Here is a 20,678-nt window from a genome sequence, read left to right as displayed (position 1 = left end):
GGTGCGGTGCACCCAGGCAGCGCCGAGGCCATCGCGTACGCCGTTTCCCAGCCGGCGCGGGTCGACGTCAACGAGATCGTGGTCCGGCCCGCCGCGAGTGCCCGATGACCGGTGCGCGTGTCGCGTGACCGTGCCACTGGTGGACCTCTCGCTCGCGGCCGAGCAGGTGCACCGGAACGTGGTGGGACCCCGCGCCGAGGGCGTGGACCTGGCTCTGCTCGACGATGCCTGGCGCGGGACGCGCGTCCCGATGACCGGGGTCGACCGGCCCGACCGCCAGACGGCCTGACGGGCGGTGGGATCATGGTCGTGGACCAGCCGACGGAGACACAGGGGTAGGGGAATCATGGTCGCGTTCCACGCGTCCGCGCTGGACGGAGTCGCCCGCAACCCGGCGCTGCCGACACCGTTGCTGCTGCGCTTGGTCGCCTTCGACGGCGGCGGTGACGGCCCGCCCCGTCACGCCCTCCAGCGGGTTGGACTCCCCGAGCCTGCCGTCGCGGTGATCCTGGCCCACCCGAACCCGGGCGCTCGGATCGACTTCGCGAGGAGCGCCAGGGCCGAGCCCGCGCAGCGGGCCCGGCTCGCGGACGACCCTTCCCCCACGGTGCGGGCCGCTCTCGCGTACGGACCCGAGTGGAGCGCGCCGCGTACGACGGTCGCGCCGCTGCCGGACGACGTGTGCGCCCGCCTGCTCGACGACCCCGACCCTTCCGTACGGACGGCCCTGCTGGACTCTCCCCATCTCGCGCCTTCGTTCGTGGCCTCCTTGGCCACGCACCGCGATCCGGCAGCGCGCCGGAGCGCAGCGCGCGCATGGGAGAAGCTGCCGCCGGACGAGCGGTCGGCGCTGCTTGCCGACCCCGACCCCGAGGTGCGGCGGGCCGCCGCACTGCGGGAGTGCCGAGGGGACGCACGCGTCACCGCCGAACTCCTGCGCGACCCGAAGTCCGCCGCCGAGGCGCTGCGTCGCGGTCTCCTGCACCGCGCCGACGCCGAACGGTGCGTCGCCGAGCGGACGCACCTGGCCGCCCTCGCCGAGAACCCGTCGCTGCCCACCCACCTCGTGGAGCAGCTCGCCGTCGACCCCGACGAGGCCGTACGGCTCGCGGTCTCCCTCAGGCCCGAACTCGGCGAGACGCGGCGCATGACGATCGACTTCACGGTGGGGGCCTTCGACAGGGGGGACGTCGAGTGGGTACGGGACGGGCTCGCCGACCCCGAGGTGCTGCGACGGGCCGCGACCTCCGCCCACCCGCTGCTCCGGCGCACCGCCGCCCAGAGCCCCCACCTGCCGCCCGATCTCGTGCGCCTGCTCGCACGCACCGAGGACCCCCTGGTGGAAGACCTCTTGAGTGTGCACCATCCCGACACCCCGGAGGAGGTACTGATGCGCGTGTACGCACGGCTCGGCGGCACGTTCTCCGCATGGATGGCGGAGACGCACCCCCGCTTCCCCCGCGAGGGTCTCGCCGCGCGCTACGCGGACCACCCGGACGGCAACTACCGACGGCTGGCCGTCCGGGACCCGGCCGCAACACCCGCGCTGGTCGAACGGCTCAGCCATGACCCCGCGGTCTGGACACGCCAGGCGGCGGTCGGCGACCCGCGCCTCCCGCTCCACCGGCTCCGCGAGGCGCTTCATGTCCCTGAACTGGCCTCCAGCGCGGGAGCCAACCCTGCGCTCCCCGAGGACGAGATGGCCGCTGTCCTGAACCGGGCAGGCGTTCCCGCCTGACCGCCGAGCGACCTAGCCGATGCCGCCGAACAGCTTCACGACTCCGATCGCGCTTGCCTTCATCTCCTCCGTGATCGGGTCGCCGACCCCCGCCCGGGCGAGCTGCTCGATGCCCGCCAGCCCGCCTCCCGAGACGAAGAGATTGGTCGCGTCGACGAACTCGGCATCGGCGCCGTCGCTGATGGGCCCGTGCGACACCTGGGTGAAATCGGTCATCATCTGTTCCTCTCGTGCACGCTGACGCGCGGATCGCGTCACCCCACTACCGGTTCCCGGACCGCACCGATGCCCAAGCATCCTTCAGCCACATGGCCGCTCAGCACTGGCCAGGCTCTGGCGAGTGCTGAGCGGCGGGGAGGTGTTCGGACCTGAATGAGGGGCAGGTGGGCCACATGACCGATGAACGAGAGACCCACGCCCCCGGCGCGCCCGAACCCGAACTGCCCCCGAGGGTTCCCGAGAGCGGGAACGCCCTCACTCCCGACCTCCCCCCGCTGGACCCTCCGGCGCCCGACCTCCGCGCCGTCAGGGAACCGGAGGGCGGGAAGGGTGACGAGGACGAATCCCGGACCGGGCATGACCACCCGACCGAGGATCCCGCCCCCCAGGAGCCCACGGCCTGAGGTCCCGGCACGGGGGCCGGGTGTCGACGGCTTTCGAGTGGGCACACGCGGTGGCATGACTCTGCTGCTGCTGTCCCTGCTGCCTCTCGGGCTGGCCCTCGTGCTGCTGACGACCAGCGAACCGCACAAGCACGGCCGACACCGCCACACCCGGTGAACGCCCGCCCCGCGAGATGACCGGAAATATCCAAGGCCGCTCAGTCACCGGTCGACCCCAGATGAGGAACCATGCTTGCACTGTCCGCCCCGCCGCCCCCGTTCGCGGCACGCAGATTCCGCAGTGACAGGGGGGCACTGACCCCTTGAGGTTCCGGATCAGCCGCACCAACAGTCCGTACGCGCCCCGCCCCGACGAGCGAGAGCACCCGACACCCGCTCCCGCCGAGCCGACGGCCGCACCGGCCCCCCTGACCGACCGGGAAATATCCCTCATCAGGGCCTCCGTTGCCGTAGTGGAGCCCCTGGCAGCGGACATGACGGTCTACTTCTACGCCATCCTCTTCGCCCGGTATCCCGAGGTCCGCCCGATGTTCCCGCCCGGGATGGACGCCCAGCGCGGCCGCCTGCTGCGCGCGCTGCTGCGGATCGTGGACCTCGTGGACGATCCGGCGGGCCTGGTGCGCTTCTGCGGGCACCTCGGCCGCGACCACCGCAAGTTCGGGACCCTCGCCGCGCACTTCCCGGCGGTGGGCGAGTGCCTGCTCGCCGCGCTGGCCCGCTTCGCCGGCCCGGCCTGGAGCGCGGAGATCGCCGCCGCGTGGACGAAGGCGTACGGAGCTGTGGCCCAGGTCATGATCAGCGCGGCCGAGGAGGACGCGGCCGTGCGGCCCGCCGCATGGCCGGCGAGAGTGGTGCACCGGCTCTCGCGGGGACACGGCATCGCCGAGATCACCGTCCGTCCGCACCTGCCGTACGAGTACGCCGCCGGGCAGTACGTCAGCCTCGAAACGCCGTGGTGGCCCAAGCAGTGGCGCTACTACTCCCCCGCCAACGCACCGCGCGAGGACGGCACCCTCACCTTCCACGTACGCGCCGTGCCCGGCGGCACGGTCAGCGACGCCCTCGTCCACCGGGCGGTGGTGGGCGATGTCCTGCAACTCGGCCCGCCGATGGGCGACATGGTGCTCGACGCCGCCGTCCACTCCGACCTGTTGTGCGTGGCGGGCGGCACGGGCCTCGCCCCGATCCGGGCCCTCATCGAGGAGATCGCCCGTCGCGGGGGCCGCCACCAGGTGGACCTGTTCCTCGGCGCCCGGACCAGCTCGGAGCTCTACGGGATCGACGACATGCTCCGGATGGCGCAGCGACACCACTGGCTGACCCTCCGCGGCGCGGTCTCCCACGAACACATCCCCGGAATCCGCGGTTCGTTGCCGCAGGTGCTCGCCGAGTACGGGCCGTGGTACCAGCACGACTGCTTCCTCAGCGGTCCCGCCTCCATGGTCGCGTCGGCCGACGAGGCGCTCACCCTCCACGGCACGCTGCCCGACCACATCCACTACGACCCCTTCGAGACACCCGTCCTGTCCGCCCGCTGATCCGCTCCCCGCCCGCCGTGCCAGGAGTACCAGGAGTACCAGGAGTACCCCGTGACCTTGCCCCCGCCGCCCTTCGGATCAGCTGGTGAACACCGGCTTCAGCACCACCTTGGGACCGCCGATCGCGCCGCGCGCTTCTACGACCAGCAGGTACGTCCGCACCTCACGCCGGAGATGCGTGACTTCATCGGCCGCCAGGCCATGGTGTTCCTCGCCACCGCCGACTCCCGCGGGGAGTGCGACGCGAGCTTCCGGGCAGGAACTCCGGGGTTCGTGCACGTCATCGACGAGCAGTCACTCGCCTACCCCGAGTTCCGCGGCAACGGCGTGCACGCCAGCGCCGGCAACATGCTCGAAAACCCCCACCTGGGCATGCTCTTCGTGGACTTCACCCACCACCACGTGGGACTCCACGTCAACGGGGTGGCCCGGCTGTGCCAGGACGGCGAACTGCGACGCAGCCACCCCGACCTGCCCCAGGACACCACGCCCGGCCGCACACCGCACCTGTGGGTCCACCTCACCGTCGAGGAGGCCTACATCCACTGCTCCAAGCACATACCGCACCTGGAGCCGGCCCCGCGGCCGGGCAGCCGTGACCAAGGGCGCCCCAAGGACACCCACTACTTCACCCGGCCGCAGTCGGCGAACCGGTCCCACCGGCCGAGCCGGGACGGTGAGACCGCGGATCAGTGAAGGCAGAGGCAGAACGGGTGGCCGGCCGGGTCCGCGTAGACCCGCCAGTTGGCGTCCGGGCGCAGCTGGTCCGTCCGCTCCAGCACGGTCGCGCCGAGCGCGAGCGCCCGCTTCTCCTCGCCGTCCAGATCGTCCACGTCGAAGTCCAGGTGCAGCTGCTGTGGATGCCGCTGGCCGGGCCATTCGGGTGGTCGGTAGCCCTCCACCCGCTGGCAGGCCAGTGGCGTCCCCTCGAACCCGTGCACCTCGACCCAGTCGGGGTCCTCAGGGTCCGGGACCGCCCGGCCGCCGAGCAGCTCCGCGTAGAAGCCTGCGAGCCGTACCGGGTCGGCGCAGTCCAGCGCCACTGCCTGCAGCTTTCGAATCATTTCCGGTCCCCTGGTTCCTCGGCGGCCTGTGTGCCGCTGCGTACGGAAGGGGTCGTACCCGCCGCCCCGCCGGACATGCCGGCGGCGCGACCGCCGAGGTCAGCCGATGCTCTGCCGATCCTGGAGGTCGCAGTCGGTGTAGACCGGCGGCCTGGTCATCAGCGCCGAGAGCTGCTGGGCCAGCTCGTTGGTCTCGGGCGCGTTGCTGTTGGCCATGGCGGCCTCGTACGACTCGAACTCGACCACGGCGAGATAGCGGTTCGGGTTGGCCCGGTCCTTGAGCAGAGTGCGGGAATCAGGGGCGCCGCTGCGGCCTTCCGTGCGGGCCCGCTCCTCATAGGAGCGCATGAGCTCGCGCACTTCTTCGATGCGCTCGGTCTCGAAGTCGATGATCTGGGCGAACTTCATGCTTCCGGTTCCTCCTGGCGCGTGGCGGCCTCGCGGGTGAGGTCCTTGCTGCCGCCAGCAAACACCGCCGCGCGGGCCGCCCCCGGCTCACACGCCCGCCGAAGCGGCAATTCCACGAGGTTGGCCGGTACGGGCGGAGTCAGAGCTGCCGGCCATGGCGGCTCCGGGCGCGTGGCGGTGGGCCGACGGCTCCACGGGCTCTCACCGGTTCCCGCTTGACACGCCTCGGAGCGGTGGCAGGGTGGATGGGTGGGGTCATCGCTGGGAGGCTCGGCATGGTTTCCTGTGGGACATGGCGTTCGGCGGCGCGGCAGCTGCCGCTCAGGCTCACGACCGGCGCCTTCTTCCTGAGTTCCGGGCTCTCCAAACGCGGTGCGGACGAGGCGACGGCCGAGGGTCTCCAGCAGTTCGCCGCCGGAACGTACCCGTTCCTGGGCGAGCAGGACGCCCAGAAGTTCGTACGCGTGCTCTCCGCCGGGGAGCTCGCCATTGCCGCCGCGCTCCTCGTGCCGTTCGTCCCCGCCGCGGTCGCCGGGGGTGGCGCTGACCGCGTTCTCCGTGGGCACCATCGGGCTCTACCTCCGTACGCCGGGCATGCGCGAGGAAGGCAGCCTGCGTCCCACCGAACAGGGCATCGCGCTGGCCAAGGACGTCTGGCTGCTGGGGGTCGGCGTTGCGCTCATCGCCGAGGGCATGAAGGAACACGGGTGACGCCCGGAGCACCTACTGGGGTCGGTAGCCCTGAGGGGTGAGTACGGCTACTCATGACCGGCGATCGGCGGCGGCCGACGATGAGGGTGTCAGTTCACAGACACCCGAACGAGGCCCTCCATGCTCAGCCGCATCGCCGCCGCAGTCGTCCCCGTTGCCGGAAAGCTGACCGTCACCTCCGAACGCGCGGCGGGTCCCCACGCCGGCAGCATCCTGGTGGCCAACCACACCTCGCTCGCCGATCCCGCCGTCGTGATCGCGGCGCTGCGGCGGTACCGGATCGAGCCCGTCGTCATGGCCACCGCGGGCCTGTGGCGGCTGCCGCTGCTCGGGGCGGCGCTGCGCCGCGAAGGGCACATCCCGGTCCGGCGGGGCACCGCGCGCGCCGCCGAATGCCTCGATGCCGCGGCGGCCGCACTCGCGGCCGGGCGCTGCGTCCTGCTCTACGGGGAAGGCCGACTGCCCGAGCGCACCGATTCGGGCGAGGCGGCACCCGGGCCCTTCCGCAGCGGCCCGGCACGGCTGGCTGCCATGACCGGAGCGCCGCTCGTCCCCGTCGGCCAGGCCGGTGCCCGGCGGCTGTGCTCGGGCGGCCCGGTCAAACAACTCGCCGGAGCCGTGACCGCGCCCCTGCGACGGCCGGGCCTGCACGTGCACCTCGGCGCACCGGTGCACCTTCCCGGCCCCCTCCCGGAAGCGACACTGCGCATCCAGTCCGCCGTCAACGCCGCGTGGCAGAACGCGATCCGCGCCCAGAGCCGGTAGCGGCGTGCCAGGATGCCCGGGACACGACCGTCAGCACGTCGATGGGCAGGGACAGACAGCCATGATCAGCGGTGCACATGTCATCTCTACAGCCAGGACGCCGACGCCGACCGTGCTTTCATCCGTGACGTCCTCGGTTTCCCCGGCATCGACGCGGGGGGCGGCTGGCTCATCTTCACGTTGCCGCCGGCCGAAGTCGCCGTCCACCCGGCCGATGGCCCGCCGCGGCACGAGCTCTACCTGATGTGCGACGACCTCGATTCCCAGCTCGGCGAGTTCCGCGCCAAGGGCGTCGAGATCACGCGCCCGGTCAGCGAACAGCGGTGGGGCAAACTGACGGCCGTACGGCTTCCCAGCGGCGCCGAACTTCCGCTGTACGAACCGCTGCACCCCGTCGCCCACGGCCTGTGACCCCGCAGTCCTCGGTGAGCCGTGCCACGCGATCGCCTCCCAGCCGACCACGCGCTTGATGTGGGGCGGGATCAGGCCGAGTCGGCCCCCGGGAGGCGTCCTACAGAGGGTTGTCACGCCTCGTCTCGTCGCGGATCACGTTGCGGTGTTCCTCGTAGACGAGCCGTGCGTCATCGCTCGGGAGCGCCTCCGTCGCGAGGCCGCAGGCACACGTCACGACGGTCAGACCGCGGGGCGTGCGCAGCGTGTGACCCTCGGGACTGGTCCAGGCTTCACCGGCGGGGTTCTCGTACCGCAGGTGGTGGCGGTACTGGTGCCTGCCGGTGTGTGTCGGGGTACCGCTGGTGCTGTGGGTGCCGGCCAGGTCGACGGTGAAGGGGTGCTCGGTCATGCCCCCAGTGTGGCTGCCCGAGGGCGACACCGGCCGCTCCGACCCCACATCACCCCGTTCTGCGCGTCGTATGCGTCCCGGGTCGCGTCACCGCGTGCCGGAACGCAGGATGGAGCAGGTGATGACGGTTTTGGTGGTCGGCGTGCCCGATGGCGAGCAGCTTGAGCTACTGCGCGCCGGTATCCAGCGCAATCCGCACTTCCAGGTCCTGTCGCACGCCCACGACCCCGCCGTCGCCCTCGCGCACGCCCGCCTCCTCCTCCCCGACATCACGGTGGTGTCCCTGCCCGCCGGGCTCGACAGCCTCGATGCGGACCCGGGCTTCCTCAGCGTGTTCCGCGGGGTGCGCGCCCTGGACCCGCCGGGCGGGGTGGTGCTGCGGACGGCCGCCGACCGCATTCCCCGAGCCGTATCCGGCCTCGCGGTCGAGGGCGCCGTCCACGTCGTGCGCGAGGGGGACTCCGAAGCCCTGATGCGGGCCCTGCGCACGATCGGCCTGCGCCGGGCCAGCTGCGACCCCGACGAGATGCCCTGACCCGGCACGCGTACGGGGCCCTGCGCCGCCGCCCCCGGTACGCGGAAGGGCCCGGCCGGGGTGTGCCGGCCGGGCCCTGCGCGCTGTGCTCCTGCCGGCTCGCGCCGGGCCCTGCGGTCAGAGGCTCGCCGGGGTTCCGAGCATGGCGGAGGCCTGTTGGAGCGGGCTGAGGCCGCGCGTGGGTACGGCGGCCCGCGGAATGCCGCGGCAGGTGAACCCCAGCTGGGTCATGGCCCGCAGGACCTCGCCGACGCTGAAGTCACGCCGGTCCTGGCGGGTGACGGCCTGGCCGACCTGCTTGACGGGGTAGGTGCGGCGGCCGATGATCACGGATTCACCGGTGACCGGTTCGGGCTTGACGTCCTTCATCGTTTCCAGGACGCCGCTCTTGGTGAGGTCGAACGGGAAGCGGGCGATGACACAGCGCATGATGCCTCACAGGGGAAGAGGAGTACGGTCCGACCGCGGTGGGGCGGTTCAGCGTGCGAGGGCGAGGCCGGGGGTGCCCGCCACGCCGCCTTGTTCGACGGCGATGGGCAGGGCATCGGGCCGGCTGCGGCCCATGACGCTGCGATCGCCGAGGATGTCGCGCAGCCTGACCCGGTCCGTGTACGTGTCGCTGCGACGGGCGGCGGCGAGCTGGGCCGGGGTGACCAGCCCGGTGCACAGGCCGTGCTCGTCGCAGACCAGCAGATGTCCCGCGCGGGCACTGGCCATGACGGACAGGGCCACTTCGACCGTCATGTCGTCGCCGACCTGCGGGCAGGCCTGATCCGCGTCCTCGGACGCCGTCCTGTGCGCAGGGTCGGCTTCCGCCGTGGGGGTTTGCATCGGGAGTAGCGTCAAAAGGTGCCTCCTGCAGAGATGGGTCAGCTTTCTGATCACGTGGTTCTCAGGCCGCCGCGTCCCCGGCGGAACGCCGGCCGCCGACCCGTCGCGCGCTCGCGGCGGAGCTGCGTCGGCCGCGCGAGGTGGTGCTGCGCCCGGACCGCTCGGAGACCGGCGCGGTGATGGTGACGGGGATGCCGGAAGGTGCCTGAGCGCCGGTGATCCTGCTCAGGGATTCCTCGCCCGAGCGGACCTCGGTGGTCTGGGGGACGATGCCGGCGGCGGCCATGAGGCGGCTCATGTCGCGCCGCTGGTTCGGGGTGACGAGGGTGACGACGCTGCCGGACTCGCCGGCCCGGGCGGTGCGGCCGCCGCGGTGGAGGTAGTCCTTGGGGTCGGTGGGCGGGTCCACGTTGACGACCAGGTCGAGGCTGTCGACGTGGATGCCGCGTGCGGCGACGTTGGTGGCGACCAGCACGGTGACGTGCCCGGTCTTGAACTGGGCGAGGGTGCGGGTGCGCTGCGGCTGCGACTTCCCGCCGTGCAGGGCCGCGGCCCGGACACCGCTGCGCAGCAGGTCCTGGGTCAGCCGGTCGACTGCGTGCTTCGTGTCCAGGAACATCATCACCCGGCCGTCGCGCGCCGCGATCTCCGTCGTCGTCCGCTGCTTGTCGGCGCCTTGGACGTGCAGGACGTGGTGTTCCATCGTGGTGACCGCACCGGCCGAGGGGTCCACCGAGTGCACGACGGGGTCGGTCAGGTACCGGCGCACCAGAAGGTCGACATTGCGGTCGAGGGTGGCGGAGAAGAGCATCCGCTGGCCCTCGGGGCGCACCTGGTCCAGAAGAGCGGTGACCTGGGGCATGAAGCCCATGTCGGCCATCTGGTCGGCTTCGTCCAGGACGGTGATGGCGACCTGGTTCAGCCGGCAGTCACCGCGGTCGATGAGGTCCTTGAGGCGGCCCGGGGTCGCGACGACGACTTCGGACCCGCCGCGCAGTGCTCCGGCCTGCTTGCCGATCGACATTCCGCCCACGACGGTGGCCAGGCGCAGCTTGACCGAGCGGGCGTAGGGGGTCAGTGCGTCGGTCACCTGCTGCGCGAGCTCACGGGTCGGTACGAGGATCAGGGCGAGGGGCTGGCGGGGCTCGGCCCGCTGTCCGGCGGTACGAGCCAGCAGCGCGAGGCCGAAGGCCAGGGTCTTGCCGGAGCCGGTGCGGCCACGGCCGAGTACGTCGCGGCCCGCGAGGGTGTTGGGCAGGGTGGCTCCCTGGATGGGGAACGGCACGGTCACGCCCTGCGTGCCGAGGGCGGCCAGCAGCTCCCGGGGCATGTCCAGGTCGGCGAAGGTCTCGACGGCCGGGAGAGCGGGAGTAATCGTCTTCGGCGGGGCGAACTCGCCCTGCAACGCGGCGGGCCGTCGGCCGTAGCCGCCCGAACGGCTCGGGCCGCCGCCCGAACGGCCGGGGGAACCCGAACGGCCGGCTGCGGGCGAGCCGAAGCGGCCGCCGCGGCCGGAGCCCGAGGCGGCGCCGAATGCGGGGCCGCCGGTACGGCTGCGGGTGCGAGCGGAACGGTTGTTCGTACGTGCGGGGTTCATTGAGAACCTTCCTTGATGCGGCACGTATCAAGGAATTCCAGCAGCGGAAACACAGCGCGGGGAATCGCAAGAACGGGCCGAATGAAATACGGAGGCGAAACTGGCAGCAGGAAGTCCGTGCGGGCACAGTCGCTGAAACAGGTGATGCCGGGGTGAAATTCCGGTCTGCAGCCTGGAGGGAATCCCGCAGGTGAACCCACTGCGGGAGGTGATGCCTGTAGCTGGGGCCCGCACCCCGAGGGATGCGGGCCCCAGCTACAGAGTGCGCGCCGCCGTCAGGCGGGAAGGATGTTCTCGGCGGTCGGGCCCTTCTGGCCCTGCGCGACGTCGAAGGTGACCTTCTGGCCTTCGGTCAGCTCACGAAAGCCCTGGGCGGCGATGTTCGAGAAGTGGGCGAACACGTCAGGGCCGCCACCGTCCTGCTCGATGAAGCCGAAACCCTTGGCCGCGTTGAACCACTTGACTGTGCCAGCCGGCATGCATGTCTCCTTTGGGGCAGTACATCGGGATCCGCACTGCACGGACACCGTGTCGCCGCGATGATGCCCCGCCCGGAAAATCTCCGGCAATATAAAGCGCGTTTGGGTACCAAAACTGCAACTGACATCGACAGTAGCACGCCGTGGCGTCCGATGGGGGCTGAAGAATTTCGCACCGTGCGCCGCGGAAAAAAACTTCCTTGCTGGACCTGCAAAAATCGCAGTCCGCGGCGCCAGAAAATAAAGCCGCCGGTCACGCCCGCGGTCCGGGAGCGGCGACCGGCCCGCGACCCGCCGGCCCCTCTTCAGAGGTGCTTGAGGATGGCGGACGTGAACTCGGTGGTGGAAGCGGAGCCGCCGAGGTCACGGGTGTGTCCCCGAAGAGGTTGGACGCGACGACGACGTCGAAGCGTGCGGGATCGAGGACGAACTTGGCGGCCGGCGCGTCGATGTGCTCCTGGTTCCACTCGACGGCCGGGTGCGCGGCGCCGCGCTCGGCCACGAGCTCGTCCCAGAACGGCATGGTGTGCACGATCCCGTTGGACTTCGTCGCCGACGTGAGGGTGCCGCCGCGCCGTTCGGCGAGGCCGAAGGCGAAGTCGACGAGCCGGGTCACTCCCGGGCGTGTGAACACCGCTTGCTGTACGGCCATTTCATCGGGGAACCCGCGGTTCATCCGACCGCCGATCTCGCTGTACTCGCCCTCGGTGTTCTCGCGGACGACCACAAAGTCCACCTCACCGGGTACGGCCCCGCGGACGGGGCTGGGAAGGCCCTCGAAGACGCGGATGGGGCGGAGGTTGACGTACTGGTCGAAGGCCCGGCGAATCGGGATGAGCAGCCCCCAGAGGGAGACGTGGTCGGGCACGCCCGGGTGGCCGACGGCGCCGAGGAGGATCGCGTCATGGCGGCGGAGCTGCTCCGGTCCGTCCTCGGGCATCATCGATCCGTGGCGGAGGTAGCGCTCGCAGGACCAGTCGTACTGCTCGTAGGCGAACGCGTCCGGGTCCAACACGTATCGCCGATGTGGCTCAGAGGCGGTCCCTCTGGGCCGGTGGCGCGGCGGTCTCGGTCAGGTCGGCCGATCCGGTGGAACAGGTCCGCGTCCAGCTCGCGTTCGGGGACTTGGACGGCCTGGGACAGCGTAGGCCGTCCGCGACGAACCGCACGGACCCGTCGCCGGCCGGTCCGTGCCCCTCGCCACGCCCGCCGAGTCCGCGGCCCGCACCGCCGCACACGCCGCAGCCGGGGGGCTCAAGGGCGGGTCCCGACGGGCCGATGGCAGTGCCATGGAAACGCGCTCTTTCGCCCCCGTACGCACTGCCGCGTACCGCCGGCTCCTCGCCGTGTTCGCCGCTCTGTCCGCCGTCCTCTGGGCGGTGACGACCGGGCCGTCGGCCACGGCCATGGCGGCCGACGACGGTCTGCGGTCCCTGTTCGGGTCGGAGAACCGTGAGATCCGTACGCCCGAGCGGGTGGTCGCGGTGACGTTCAACGCGGCCTGGAACGACGCCGGACTGGACCCCGTCCTCGACGAGCTCGCCCGCCGGCACGCGCCCGCCACGTTCTTCCTCACCGGCGACTTCGCCGACCGTCACCCGGAGGTCGTCAGGCGCATCGCCACCGCCGGACACGGGCTGGGCAACCACTCGTACAGCCACCCCTACTTCGCGGACCTGACCGCCGCCGGACGACGCGAGGAGGTCGGGGCGGCGGACCGGGCGCTGCGTACCGCCGGGGCGGGAGCGGCCCTCACCCCCTACTTCCGGTTCCCCTACAGCGAGACCCGTCCCGAACACATCACGGAGGTCAACGCACTCGGCTTCGCGGACATCGAGTTCACCACCGACACCAACGGGTGGATGGGCACCGAGGGCGGCATGACCGTGGACCGGGCCGTCGGCAGGGCCCTCGACGCCCTGCGCCCGGGAGCGATCATCCAGATGCACATCGGCGCCCCCGAGGGCCGCACCGAGGTGCTCGATGCCCAGGCCCTGCCGCGGATCCTCGAAGCGATCGGCACCCGCGGCTACCGCGTCATCGACCTGCGCACCCTGCTGACCACACCCCCGGCCCCCGGCACACGGTAGGCGTATTTTGGGGTCGTGGGAGGTGGTGGCCGTGGCCGGTGCTCTTCGGACCGATCCGTCCAACGCCGATCAGGCACGTGCCTGGGACGGGCAGGAAGGTGCGTACTGGGCGGAGCACGCCGATCGCTTCGACCGGGCGGTACGCGCCTACCGCCCGGCCTTCCTGGCCGCGGCCGGTGTATCCGCCGACGACCGGGTGCTGGACATCGGCTGCGGGACCGGCGAGACCACCCGCGACCTCGCGCGGCAGGCGGCCGGCGGCCGGGCCCTGGGTGTGGACCTGTCGGCCGCGATGCTGCGGGTCGCACGGCGGCGCGCGGCGGCCGAAGCGTTGAGCAATGCCGATTTCGTGCAGGCGGACGCCCAGATCCATGCGTTCCCCGCTGCGGCGTTCGACGTGGCCGTCAGCCGGTCCGGGACGATGTTCTTCGCCGACCCCGTCGCAGCCTTCGGCAACGTCGGCGACGCTCTGCGCCCCGGCGGACGTCTCGTGCAGATGGTCTGGCAGCCCCTGGCCGACAACGAGTGGTTCCTTTCGCTGACCCGGGCCCTGGCCCTCGGCCGCCCGATGCCGGCCCCCGCCGCCGACGCCCCCGGGCCGTTCTCGCTGTCCGATCCCGCACGCGTACGGACCGTACTGGGCGCCGCGGGTTTCACGGACGTCCGGCTGGATCCGCGCAGCGAGCCGATGTGGTTCGGCGAGGACGCGGCCGACGCGGAGCGGTTCACGCTCGGCATGCTCGGCTGGATGCTCGACGACCTCGACGAGCAGGACCGGCGTCGCGCCGTCGACGCGTTGAGAGCCGCCCTCGCCGCGCATGACGGCGATACGGGCGTCCTCTACGCCTCCGCGGCCTGGATCATCCGGGCGTCCCGCCCCTGACCGTGCGCCGACAGTACTACCGCCGCCTCAGCGCGTCGCGCACCGGCCGCACGCCGTATCGCGCCAGGATGGGGGCCCGTGGGTCCGGAGCCTTCGGGCGACGGGAGCAGAACATTGATCAACGTTGACGTCCAGCACTGCGGCAGCTCGATTCTGATCAGCGCCAACGGGGAGCTCGACGAGGGTGCGGGAGAGGTGCTCCAGCGCGCGCTCGACCGCGTGACCATGGACGAGCGAGACCTCCTGGTGGACCTGCACGCCGTCACGGCCATGGACGTCGACGGCCTGCTCCACCTCCTGAACCTGCACCGGCGTGCGGAACGCATGCGCCTGCGGGTCCTGGTCACCGGCTGGCAGCCCCAGCCCCAGCAGTGCATGGCCACCGTGGCCGGTATCCCGGGCCCCCGGGCGGCCACCGGGGAGCGCTACGCCCTGGCCGGCTTCCGCCGCCTCCTGGAGGAGAAGGCGCAGCGCGTCCGGGACCGCTCCGACTTCGCCGATGGCTGGCTGCCGCGCGCCTAGGACACGACCTTACGCTCCGTCAAGGGCCGCCGCCGGTGGCCCCCTTCGTGGGCTCGTGCCGACTACGATGCGTGGGTTCGGCAGGGCAGTACGACGGGGGTGCGCGGCGTGAGCGGTTACGGCGGGGGCGGCTACGGCGGTCCGGTGGGCGGGGCGGGCGGGCAGCCGCCGCCGGGGTGGGCGGGCCAGGGCTCCCCGGTCCCGCCGCAGGGGCCCCCGTACGCCCCGCCGGCGGGGTACCCGTACGCGCAGCCGGTCCCGCCGCAGCCGTATCCGTACGCGTGGGCCCCACCGCCGGTCCCACCGCCGGGCGTCGAGCCTTCGAGGGGCCGGAAGATCCTGCGCGGCCTCTACAACCCCTTCTACGCCTCCCAGCGGGCCTTCCGCCCTTCCCGTCCGGGGATCGTGCACGATCCGGAGGTCCGCAAGCTCCAGCTGTGGCGTACGGCGCTGGGGCTGGTGGCCTGGGTGGGTCTGATGGTCGCGTACAAGGCCGTCGTCAGCGCCGACGACGTCAAGGCCGTGGCGGACGACCGCCTCGACCAGAGCTGGTCGAGCGTTCTGGTGCTGGTGTGCACCTTCCCGGTGGTCGTCGGCGCGTTCGTCGCGGCCGCCCGAGGAGGGTTGCGGCGCGTCTACCTGCGCCGGGCCCTGCGTCCGCTGGGCGCGGTGGTGGCCATCATGGCGTCCATGGGTACCTCGGCGCTCGCGATGGCGCCGGAGTTGGCGGGGCTCCGGGACGCCGTAGGACTGCCCGGAAAGATCGTCATCGGGGTGGCGTGCCTGTGGTCGATCGGTTTCGCCCTCTACGGCATCGGTCTGTCGCTCGTGCACGTCTTCCGCACCGCCGACATCCACGAGGTGGTGCCGCCGGTCCTCGCCGGCGTCCTGGTGTGGGAGATGGCGCTCCTGGACCTGGTCACGGGCGCGTACCCGCAGGTCCCGGCGGGCGCCCGGGCGGTCTTCATCCTCGGCGCCCCCCTCACCGTCACGGCCCTGTCCTGGTGGGAGATGCACCGGCTGCACCACCACCACGGGCTGACCGTCCGCAACGCGCTGGGGCGCTGACGGCTGCGGGCCTGTCACCTTTTCCGGTGAGCTACGACACGTTCCGGTGGCTCCCGCTGCCGCGTCACCGTCCGTCCACGGCCGCCCTCACGCGCGGATGCGGGTGGTGAACGTCTCGGGTGGAACGGGTGGTGGGTTCGGGGCCGGGGTGGAGATCCGCGTGATACCTGCGAGGGTGGCAGGTATGGATATTCGCCGCAGGAACAACGTCACGGTCACCGGCAACCCCCAGGGACCCGCGGTGGTGCTGGCCCACGGGTTCGGCTGCGACCAGAACATGTGGCGGTTGACGGTACCTGCGCTGGCCGAGGAATACCGGGTGGTGCTGTTCGACTACGTGGGCGCCGGGCGCTCGGACCTGTCCGCGTTCTCGCAGGACCGCTACGCCACCCTGGGCGGCTACGCCCAGGACGTGGTGGAGGTGTGCGAGGCGCTCGATCTGCGCGATGCCGTGTTCGTGGGGCATTCGGTCAGCTCGATGATCGGGGTACTGGCCGCAGGGCTGGCTCCGGAGCGCATCGGGGCGCTGGTGATGGTCGCTCCGTCGCCCCGGTACGTCGACGACGCGGACTACCGGGGCGGGTTCAGCGCCGAGGACATCGACGAGCTGCTGGAGTCGCTGGAATCGAACTACCTCGGCTGGTCGGCGGCGATGGCACCGGTGATCATGGGGAACGCGGAACGGCCCGAACTGGGTGAGGAGTTGAAGAACAGCTTCTGCGCAACCGACCCGGACATGGCACGCGTCTTCGCGCACACCACCTTCCTGTCGGATTCGCGGGACGACCTGAAGGGCGTGGGCGTGCCGACGCTGGTGCTGGAGTGCGCCCAGGACGCCATCGCCCCTCGCGAGGTCGGCGCCTTCGTCCATCACGCGATCCCCGGCTCGACGCTGGTGACGCTCGACGCGACCGGGCACTGTCCACACCTGTCCGCTCCCGAGGCTACCAATGAGGCGATCACGACGTTCCTGGCCGGCCTGCGGTGATGTGCCCCGCCGGGCCGTTGCCCGATCACCCCGAGGCCGAAGACGACAGGGCTTCGGCCGCGACGTTCGCCGCACTCATGGAGGACAGCGCCGAGGAGCTGTACGAGAGCGCGCCGTGCGGATACCTGTCCACGCTTATGGACGGCACCGTCGCGAAGATCAACACGACGCTGCTGGGCTGGCTCGGCCTGGAGCGGTCAGCCGTGGTGGGCCGCATGCGGTTCACCGACCTGCTCACCGTGGGCGGCAAGCTGTACCACGAGACGCATTTCGCGCCGCTGCTGCGCATGCGGGGCGAGATCAGCGGGATCGCCCTGGACATCAAGCAGGCCGGCGGCGAACGCATACCGGTGCTCGTCTCCTCCGCCGTCAAGCACGGCAGTGACGGCGAGCCCCAGCTGATCCGGACGACGGTCTTCGACGCCCGGGACCGGCGCGCGTACGAACGCGAGCTCCTGCGCGGCCGGAAAGTCGCCGAAGAGGCCCTCAGACAGGCAGAGGCCGACCGTGCCCGGCTCCAGGACGCCCTCGCCGTGCTCCAGCAGTCCCTGCTGCCCGACACCTTGCCGGAGGTGCCCGGGGTCGAGGCGGCCGCCCACTACCACACCGCCTCACCCGACCGGCTCGGCGGCGACTTCTACGACGTCTTCCGCGTCGACGGCAGACGCTTCGCCTTCTTCCTCGGCGACGTGTGCGGCAAGGGCCCGCAAGCGGCGGCGGTCACGTCACTGACCCGCTACACCTTGCGCGCCGCCGCCCTGCACGACGCCGATCCCGTGTCCGCCCTGTCGACCCTCAACAAGGTGCTCCACGAGCGGTACACCGGCGGCGACCCGCGCTACTGCACCGCGATCTTCGGCGTCCTCGACCCCGATCCCGAGACCGGCAACGTCGCCGTGCGCATCGCCTCCGGCGGCCACCCGCCGGCCGTCGTCATGCGCGCCGACGGCACCGCCGACTTCCTGCCCACCCCCGGCGGCCTCCTCGTCGGCGTCCTGCCCGCCGCGCACTTCGCCACCGCGACCACGACCCTGGTTCCCGGCGACACCCTGCTGCTCTACACGGACGGCCTCACGGAAGCACGCACCGGCCAGAGCCGGACCAGCCTGTACGGGGACGAGGCCCTGCTCGGCTTCGCCACCGACCACGCGGGCCGGCCCCCGCACGCCGTCATCAAGGCTCTGACCGGTCTCCTGGACGACTTCGGCGACGGCCTCGACGACGACACCGCACTCCTCGCCCTCGGCGCCCCCCGCCTCTGACCGCTGGACGCATCACAGACCATGACCTCGCTGAAGATCACTACCCGAGACGCCACGACAGGTCCCGTTCTGGAAGTCACCGGCGACCTCGACTACGCCAGCGCCCCCGAGCTGCGGGACGTCCTCGCCGGACTGACACTCCGACCGGGCCAACGCCTCGTCCTGGACCTGTCCGGCATGACGTTCTGCGACTCCAGCGGCATCACCGCCCTGATCTCCGGGCACCATCACGCCCACGCCGCCGACGCGCAGATCGCACTCGCCGCCGTGCCCCCCGACACCCGGCGCATCCTGCGCATCGTCGGCCTCGACCAGGTCTTCCCCCTCTACGCCGACGTCGACGCCGCCCTGGCCTGAGCCCCCTGGGGGGCCGTACGGCCGGCTGCTTGGGGGCGGGCCGGCGGGGCACACGTCAGGAACGATCTTGACGAGGCGGGGAGTGTGCAGCAGATGACCGTTCTGCCCCAACAGGAGCAGCCCAGAAGACGTCGGAACCGGTTCAGCACGCGCGTCACCGCATGGTGGTTCGCTCTGGTCGCGCTGGCGGTGTGCGGGGTGGGCGCCACCGTACGGGTGCTGGCCGAGGCGGCCGCGGAGCACCCTGCCGGGGCGGTGACCGCCGTCATGGCCTGCGCGGCCACCGGCGCGGTCGCCGCGCCCGGCCTGCGACGGCTTCGCATACGCCGGCTGGCCCGCAGTACGGCACGGACCCTGCAGGCGGCTGCGGAGGCCGCGGCGGAAACCACGCGGGCGTCCGCCCGGCCACCGATCCCGGAAGCCGCGGTCGCCGAGGCCGAGGCGGGAGTCGGCTGCGCCACGCTCGATGAGGTCCCGCTCGATGGCGGCCCGATCGATCAGCCCCCGGTCGGCGGGTTCACGATGGACTTCGACGCGCTGGACGCCGACGCGTTCGAGAGCGCGGTGGCCGCGCTGTGCGAGCGGGACGGCTGCCGGGACGTCCGCGTCGTCGGCGGCGCGGGGGACCTCGGCGCCGACGTACTCGCCACCGCCCCCGACGGCAGGCGCCTCGTCATCCAGTGCAAGCGCTACGGGCCCGTCCACAAGGTCGGTTCGCAAGACCTGCAGCGCTTCGGGGGCACGTGTTACGCCGTGCACGAGGCCGAGGTCGCCGCCGTGGTCACCACCAGCGACTTCACGCAGCCCGCGGCGGAGTACGCAGAACAGTGCGCGATCCTCTGCTTCGGCCGCGAGGCGCTGCTCGACTGGTCGGCCGGGGTCGGTCCCGCCCCGTGGGACCTGTGACCGGGCACTCGGACGGACGCGGGCGCGCCGCCTCCCTCCCGGGAGGGCGGCGCGCCCTTGCGGTCGGTCAGCCGACGCGCTCGATGCGCGCGCGGCGGATCAGGTTCTTCCCCGGCTCACGGACCTTGTCGAAAGCCGAGTTGTTCAACAACACACAACTGCCCGACGGACCGTTCACCGCCACCGTCGTCGACTGACCGTTGTCGAGATTCGTCACCTTCAGCTTCGTCCCCACCGGAAACGTCCCACTACTCGCCGCCGGAGCACCCCCCTCCCCCGACAACGTCACCGTGGACCCCTTGCACACCACCTCCCCGGTGGCCGGCGGCACCTGCACGCCCGCCGCACCGGGCGCACCCGCCGCACCCGTCGCACCGGCCGGCGCGGCACCACCACCCACACGCTCGATGCGCGCGCGACGGATCAGGTTCTTCCCCGGCTCACGGACCTTGTCGAAAGCCGCATTGTTCAACAACACACAACTGCCCGAAGGACCGTTCACCGCCACCGTCGTCGACTGACCGTTGTCCAGATTCGTCACCTTCAGCTTCGTCCCCACCGGAAACGTCCCACTACTCGCCGCCGGAGCACCCCCCTCCCCCGACAACGTCACCGTGGACCCCTTGCACACGACGTCGGGGGCGGCCGCGTTGCCGGTGGCCATCGTCGTGACGACCGCCCCGGTCACCAGAGCTCCTGTGGCACCGGTGAGCACGAGCTTCTTCTTGAGACTCATGGTCCGCTTTCGGGACATCGACACTCCTCGATCCGATGGATGCTGGCCTCTCCCCGTCCTGCTTACGGCGTCCATCACGCTCGATCGCAAACCTTGTCGCCCTCGTACAAATCCATCCGCGAGGAGGTTTCGAACTCCCTGCGGCCCGTCCCGGCGACTCGGACGCCCTCGGGGAGCACTCAACGGCGCAGGTGAGCGGCCTGCGGCCGAGGGGGGTCGAAGCGCGTGCGGCGCTGATGCCGGCCCCTGCGCGACGCGGAGGCGAACGGACCACAGGCAGGCTTAAGGTTGAGCTGATCCCCCCTTAAGGCCTGCGCCGGCTCGCGGCACTCACCCGTCCCGGCTCCGGCCTCAGAACATGGTGTTGTCGTTCCGGGACGTGGGTGGGACGACCTGGAGCACGTCCCAATGCTCGACGATCTTGCCGTTCCGGTCGAAGCGGAAGATGTCGATGCCCGCGTACTCCTCGTCCGGCCAGGTCTGCCGGCAGTGCAGGACGACGTGGTCGCCTTCGGCGACGGCGCGCTTGAACTCGACCCGCTTGCCGGGGTACTCCGCGGCCATCCGCTCGAAGTAGTCGACGAACGCCTGCTTGCCGTCCGCGACGTGCGGGTTGTGCTGGATGTAGGTGTCACCGGCGTACCGGTCGATCGCCTCGGCGGGGCGGCACTCGTTGAACATCAGGTCGTAGAACGCCATGGCGCTGGCCTTGTTCTTCTCCGGGTCGCTCATGACGTGACCGTAATGCACCTGCGGCCCCCGACCGGGGATAGGT

The 20,678-nt window shown here is 71.6% G+C and carries 27 protein-coding genes and 2 pseudogenes; 18 read left to right on the top strand and 11 right to left on the bottom strand.

Features of this window, described 5'->3' with window-relative positions; translation table 11 throughout:
• Positions 1-18: 18 nt before the first annotated feature.
• The 3 genes and pseudogenes from CP980_RS36110 to CP980_RS32760 form a co-directional block, all read left to right on the top strand.
• Positions 19-108: pseudogene (locus tag CP980_RS36110) on the top strand (oxidoreductase); the annotation flags it as partial.
• 16 nt (positions 109-124) lie between these two features.
• Positions 125-289: a hypothetical protein gene (locus tag CP980_RS35335; RefSeq protein ID WP_165937467.1), complete on the top strand. Its 165-nt coding sequence runs from the start codon at positions 125-127 to the stop codon at positions 287-289.
• A gap of 57 nt (positions 290-346) precedes the next feature.
• Positions 347-1,738, top strand: a complete 1,392-nt coding sequence (locus CP980_RS32760) for a Mucin-2 (protein WP_150529829.1) — start codon at positions 347-349, stop codon at positions 1,736-1,738.
• A gap of 12 nt (positions 1,739-1,750) precedes the next feature.
• On the opposite strand, the gene CP980_RS32755 is transcribed toward CP980_RS32760, so the two are convergent.
• The gene (locus tag CP980_RS32755) at positions 1,751-1,954 is read right to left on the bottom strand and encodes a hypothetical protein (protein ID WP_150529828.1); all 204 of its coding nucleotides are present in this window, start codon (positions 1,952-1,954) and stop codon (positions 1,751-1,753) included.
• A 176-nt stretch (positions 1,955-2,130) separates the two neighbouring features.
• On the opposite strand from CP980_RS32755, the gene CP980_RS32750 reads away from it, so the two are divergent.
• From CP980_RS32750 to CP980_RS32740, 3 genes are all read left to right on the top strand, one after another.
• Positions 2,131-2,361, top strand: coding sequence for a hypothetical protein (locus CP980_RS32750; RefSeq protein WP_150529827.1), 231 nt, complete (start codon positions 2,131-2,133; stop codon positions 2,359-2,361).
• A gap of 452 nt (positions 2,362-2,813) precedes the next feature.
• Positions 2,814-3,899: a globin domain-containing protein gene (locus CP980_RS32745; RefSeq protein ID WP_229907359.1), complete on the top strand. Its 1,086-nt coding sequence runs from the start codon at positions 2,814-2,816 to the stop codon at positions 3,897-3,899.
• A 51-nt stretch (positions 3,900-3,950) separates the two neighbouring features.
• Positions 3,951-4,595, top strand: coding sequence for a pyridoxamine 5'-phosphate oxidase family protein (locus CP980_RS32740; protein ID WP_150529825.1), 645 nt, complete (start codon positions 3,951-3,953; stop codon positions 4,593-4,595).
• Here the strand turns inward: CP980_RS32740 and CP980_RS32735 are convergent.
• Positions 4,589-4,963: a VOC family protein gene (locus tag CP980_RS32735; protein WP_132761023.1), complete on the bottom strand. Its 375-nt coding sequence runs from the start codon at positions 4,961-4,963 to the stop codon at positions 4,589-4,591. The genes CP980_RS32740 and CP980_RS32735 overlap by 7 nt on opposite strands.
• A gap of 99 nt (positions 4,964-5,062) precedes the next feature.
• Positions 5,063-5,371: a putative quinol monooxygenase gene (locus CP980_RS32730; protein WP_150529824.1), complete on the bottom strand. Its 309-nt coding sequence runs from the start codon at positions 5,369-5,371 to the stop codon at positions 5,063-5,065.
• 537 nt (positions 5,372-5,908) lie between these two features.
• Between CP980_RS32730 and CP980_RS36105 the strand changes: the two genes are divergently transcribed.
• From CP980_RS36105 to CP980_RS32715, 3 genes are all read left to right on the top strand, one after another.
• Positions 5,909-6,082, top strand: coding sequence for a hypothetical protein (locus tag CP980_RS36105; RefSeq protein ID WP_229907360.1), 174 nt, complete (start codon positions 5,909-5,911; stop codon positions 6,080-6,082).
• 120 nt (positions 6,083-6,202) lie between these two features.
• The gene (locus CP980_RS32720) at positions 6,203-6,847 is read left to right on the top strand and encodes a lysophospholipid acyltransferase family protein (RefSeq protein WP_150529823.1); all 645 of its coding nucleotides are present in this window, start codon (positions 6,203-6,205) and stop codon (positions 6,845-6,847) included.
• A gap of 180 nt (positions 6,848-7,027) precedes the next feature.
• Positions 7,028-7,258, top strand: coding sequence for a VOC family protein (locus CP980_RS32715; RefSeq protein ID WP_229907361.1), 231 nt, complete (start codon positions 7,028-7,030; stop codon positions 7,256-7,258).
• A gap of 100 nt (positions 7,259-7,358) precedes the next feature.
• On the opposite strand, the gene CP980_RS32710 is transcribed toward CP980_RS32715, so the two are convergent.
• Positions 7,359-7,649: a hypothetical protein gene (locus tag CP980_RS32710; protein WP_150529822.1), complete on the bottom strand. Its 291-nt coding sequence runs from the start codon at positions 7,647-7,649 to the stop codon at positions 7,359-7,361.
• Between the two features lie 121 nt (positions 7,650-7,770).
• Here CP980_RS32710 and CP980_RS32705 point away from each other — a divergent pair, with 121 nt between their 5' ends.
• Positions 7,771-8,184, top strand: coding sequence for a response regulator (locus tag CP980_RS32705; protein WP_132761017.1), 414 nt, complete (start codon positions 7,771-7,773; stop codon positions 8,182-8,184).
• 117 nt (positions 8,185-8,301) lie between these two features.
• Here the strand turns inward: CP980_RS32705 and CP980_RS32700 are convergent, their stop codons facing one another.
• From CP980_RS32700 to CP980_RS32680, 5 genes and pseudogenes are all read right to left on the bottom strand, one after another.
• A complete protein-coding gene (locus CP980_RS32700; protein ID WP_132761016.1) occupies positions 8,302-8,613 on the bottom strand; it encodes an SCO5918 family protein in 312 nt (103 codons plus the stop codon).
• 48 nt (positions 8,614-8,661) lie between these two features.
• Entirely contained in the window at positions 8,662-9,030 is a 369-nt protein-coding gene (locus tag CP980_RS32695; RefSeq protein WP_150529821.1) for a CBS domain-containing protein, read from the bottom strand.
• A gap of 46 nt (positions 9,031-9,076) precedes the next feature.
• Positions 9,077-10,612, bottom strand: coding sequence for a DEAD/DEAH box helicase (locus CP980_RS32690; protein ID WP_150529820.1), 1,536 nt, complete (start codon positions 10,610-10,612; stop codon positions 9,077-9,079).
• A gap of 275 nt (positions 10,613-10,887) precedes the next feature.
• Positions 10,888-11,091: a cold-shock protein gene (locus CP980_RS32685; RefSeq protein WP_099887892.1), complete on the bottom strand. Its 204-nt coding sequence runs from the start codon at positions 11,089-11,091 to the stop codon at positions 10,888-10,890.
• 369 nt (positions 11,092-11,460) lie between these two features.
• Positions 11,461-12,088: pseudogene (locus CP980_RS32680) on the bottom strand (isocitrate/isopropylmalate family dehydrogenase); the annotation flags it as partial.
• Positions 12,089-12,380: 292 nt separating this feature from the next.
• On the opposite strand from CP980_RS32680, the gene CP980_RS32675 reads away from it, so the two are divergent.
• The 8 genes from CP980_RS32675 (at position 12,381) to CP980_RS32640 (ending at position 19,167) form a co-directional block, all read left to right on the top strand.
• The gene (locus CP980_RS32675; protein WP_150529818.1) at positions 12,381-13,181 is read left to right on the top strand and encodes a polysaccharide deacetylase family protein; all 801 of its coding nucleotides are present in this window, start codon (positions 12,381-12,383) and stop codon (positions 13,179-13,181) included.
• Positions 13,182-13,212: 31 nt separating this feature from the next.
• Positions 13,213-14,064 carry a class I SAM-dependent methyltransferase gene (locus CP980_RS32670; protein ID WP_150529817.1) on the top strand — a complete coding sequence of 284 codons (852 nt, stop codon included), beginning with the start codon at positions 13,213-13,215 and terminating at the stop codon, positions 14,062-14,064.
• A gap of 114 nt (positions 14,065-14,178) precedes the next feature.
• The gene (locus CP980_RS32665; RefSeq protein WP_150529816.1) at positions 14,179-14,586 is read left to right on the top strand and encodes an STAS domain-containing protein; all 408 of its coding nucleotides are present in this window, start codon (positions 14,179-14,181) and stop codon (positions 14,584-14,586) included.
• Between the two features lie 108 nt (positions 14,587-14,694).
• Positions 14,695-15,654: a hypothetical protein gene (locus tag CP980_RS32660; protein WP_229907363.1), complete on the top strand. Its 960-nt coding sequence runs from the start codon at positions 14,695-14,697 to the stop codon at positions 15,652-15,654.
• Between the two features lie 184 nt (positions 15,655-15,838).
• Positions 15,839-16,642, top strand: a complete 804-nt coding sequence (locus CP980_RS32655; protein ID WP_150529814.1) for an alpha/beta fold hydrolase — start codon at positions 15,839-15,841, stop codon at positions 16,640-16,642.
• Positions 16,642-17,904 carry a PP2C family protein-serine/threonine phosphatase gene (locus CP980_RS32650; RefSeq protein WP_132761008.1) on the top strand — a complete coding sequence of 421 codons (1,263 nt, stop codon included), beginning with the start codon at positions 16,642-16,644 and terminating at the stop codon, positions 17,902-17,904. Before CP980_RS32655 ends, CP980_RS32650 begins: the two co-directional genes overlap by 1 nt.
• A 21-nt stretch (positions 17,905-17,925) precedes the next feature.
• Positions 17,926-18,261: an STAS domain-containing protein gene (locus tag CP980_RS32645; RefSeq protein ID WP_132761007.1), complete on the top strand. Its 336-nt coding sequence runs from the start codon at positions 17,926-17,928 to the stop codon at positions 18,259-18,261.
• Positions 18,262-18,354: 93 nt separating this feature from the next.
• Positions 18,355-19,167 (top strand): restriction endonuclease, encoded by an 813-nt coding sequence (locus tag CP980_RS32640; protein WP_150529813.1) that lies wholly within the window; start codon positions 18,355-18,357, stop codon positions 19,165-19,167.
• Between the two features lie 67 nt (positions 19,168-19,234).
• On the opposite strand, the gene CP980_RS32635 is transcribed toward CP980_RS32640, so the two are convergent.
• Both CP980_RS32635 and CP980_RS32630 read right to left on the bottom strand, forming a co-directional pair.
• Positions 19,235-19,903 (bottom strand): septal ring lytic transglycosylase RlpA family protein, encoded by a 669-nt coding sequence (locus CP980_RS32635; RefSeq protein ID WP_229907364.1) that lies wholly within the window; start codon positions 19,901-19,903, stop codon positions 19,235-19,237.
• 351 nt (positions 19,904-20,254) lie between these two features.
• A complete protein-coding gene (locus CP980_RS32630) occupies positions 20,255-20,635 on the bottom strand; it encodes a nuclear transport factor 2 family protein (RefSeq protein ID WP_132761004.1) in 381 nt (126 codons plus the stop codon).
• Between the last annotated feature and the right edge of the window lie 43 nt (positions 20,636-20,678).

This window comes from Streptomyces vinaceus, assembly GCF_008704935.1.
Taxonomy (GTDB): domain Bacteria; phylum Actinomycetota; class Actinomycetes; order Streptomycetales; family Streptomycetaceae; genus Streptomyces; species Streptomyces vinaceus.
Note: the sequence above shows the minus strand (reverse complement) of the source record. Positions and strands in the feature narration are given on the sequence as shown.

Coding starts and splice junctions, on each gene's coding strand:
- CP980_RS32755 (WP_150529828.1), bottom strand. CDS start 1,954: ATGACCGATTTCACCCAGGTGTCGCACGGGCCCATCAGCGACGGCGCC.
- CP980_RS32720 (WP_150529823.1), top strand. CDS start 6,203: ATGCTCAGCCGCATCGCCGCCGCAGTCGTCCCCGTTGCCGGAAAGCTG.
- CP980_RS32650 (WP_132761008.1), top strand. CDS start 16,642: ATGTGCCCCGCCGGGCCGTTGCCCGATCACCCCGAGGCCGAAGACGAC.
- CP980_RS32760 (WP_150529829.1), top strand. CDS start 347: ATGGTCGCGTTCCACGCGTCCGCGCTGGACGGAGTCGCCCGCAACCCG.
- CP980_RS32690 (WP_150529820.1), bottom strand. CDS start 10,612: ATGAACCCCGCACGTACGAACAACCGTTCCGCTCGCACCCGCAGCCGT.
- CP980_RS32655 (WP_150529814.1), top strand. CDS start 15,839: ATGGATATTCGCCGCAGGAACAACGTCACGGTCACCGGCAACCCCCAG.
- CP980_RS32645 (WP_132761007.1), top strand. CDS start 17,926: ATGACCTCGCTGAAGATCACTACCCGAGACGCCACGACAGGTCCCGTT.
- CP980_RS32635 (WP_229907364.1), bottom strand. CDS start 19,903: ATGAGTCTCAAGAAGAAGCTCGTGCTCACCGGTGCCACAGGAGCTCTG.
- CP980_RS32700 (WP_132761016.1), bottom strand. CDS start 8,613: ATGCGCTGTGTCATCGCCCGCTTCCCGTTCGACCTCACCAAGAGCGGC.
- CP980_RS32640 (WP_150529813.1), top strand. CDS start 18,355: ATGACCGTTCTGCCCCAACAGGAGCAGCCCAGAAGACGTCGGAACCGG.
- CP980_RS32750 (WP_150529827.1), top strand. CDS start 2,131: ATGACCGATGAACGAGAGACCCACGCCCCCGGCGCGCCCGAACCCGAA.
- CP980_RS32705 (WP_132761017.1), top strand. CDS start 7,771: ATGACGGTTTTGGTGGTCGGCGTGCCCGATGGCGAGCAGCTTGAGCTA.
- CP980_RS32730 (WP_150529824.1), bottom strand. CDS start 5,371: ATGAAGTTCGCCCAGATCATCGACTTCGAGACCGAGCGCATCGAAGAA.
- CP980_RS32710 (WP_150529822.1), bottom strand. CDS start 7,649: ATGACCGAGCACCCCTTCACCGTCGACCTGGCCGGCACCCACAGCACC.
- CP980_RS32735 (WP_132761023.1), bottom strand. CDS start 4,963: ATGATTCGAAAGCTGCAGGCAGTGGCGCTGGACTGCGCCGACCCGGTA.
- CP980_RS32675 (WP_150529818.1), top strand. CDS start 12,381: ATGGAAACGCGCTCTTTCGCCCCCGTACGCACTGCCGCGTACCGCCGG.
- CP980_RS32685 (WP_099887892.1), bottom strand. CDS start 11,091: ATGCCGGCTGGCACAGTCAAGTGGTTCAACGCGGCCAAGGGTTTCGGC.
- CP980_RS32630 (WP_132761004.1), bottom strand. CDS start 20,635: ATGAGCGACCCGGAGAAGAACAAGGCCAGCGCCATGGCGTTCTACGAC.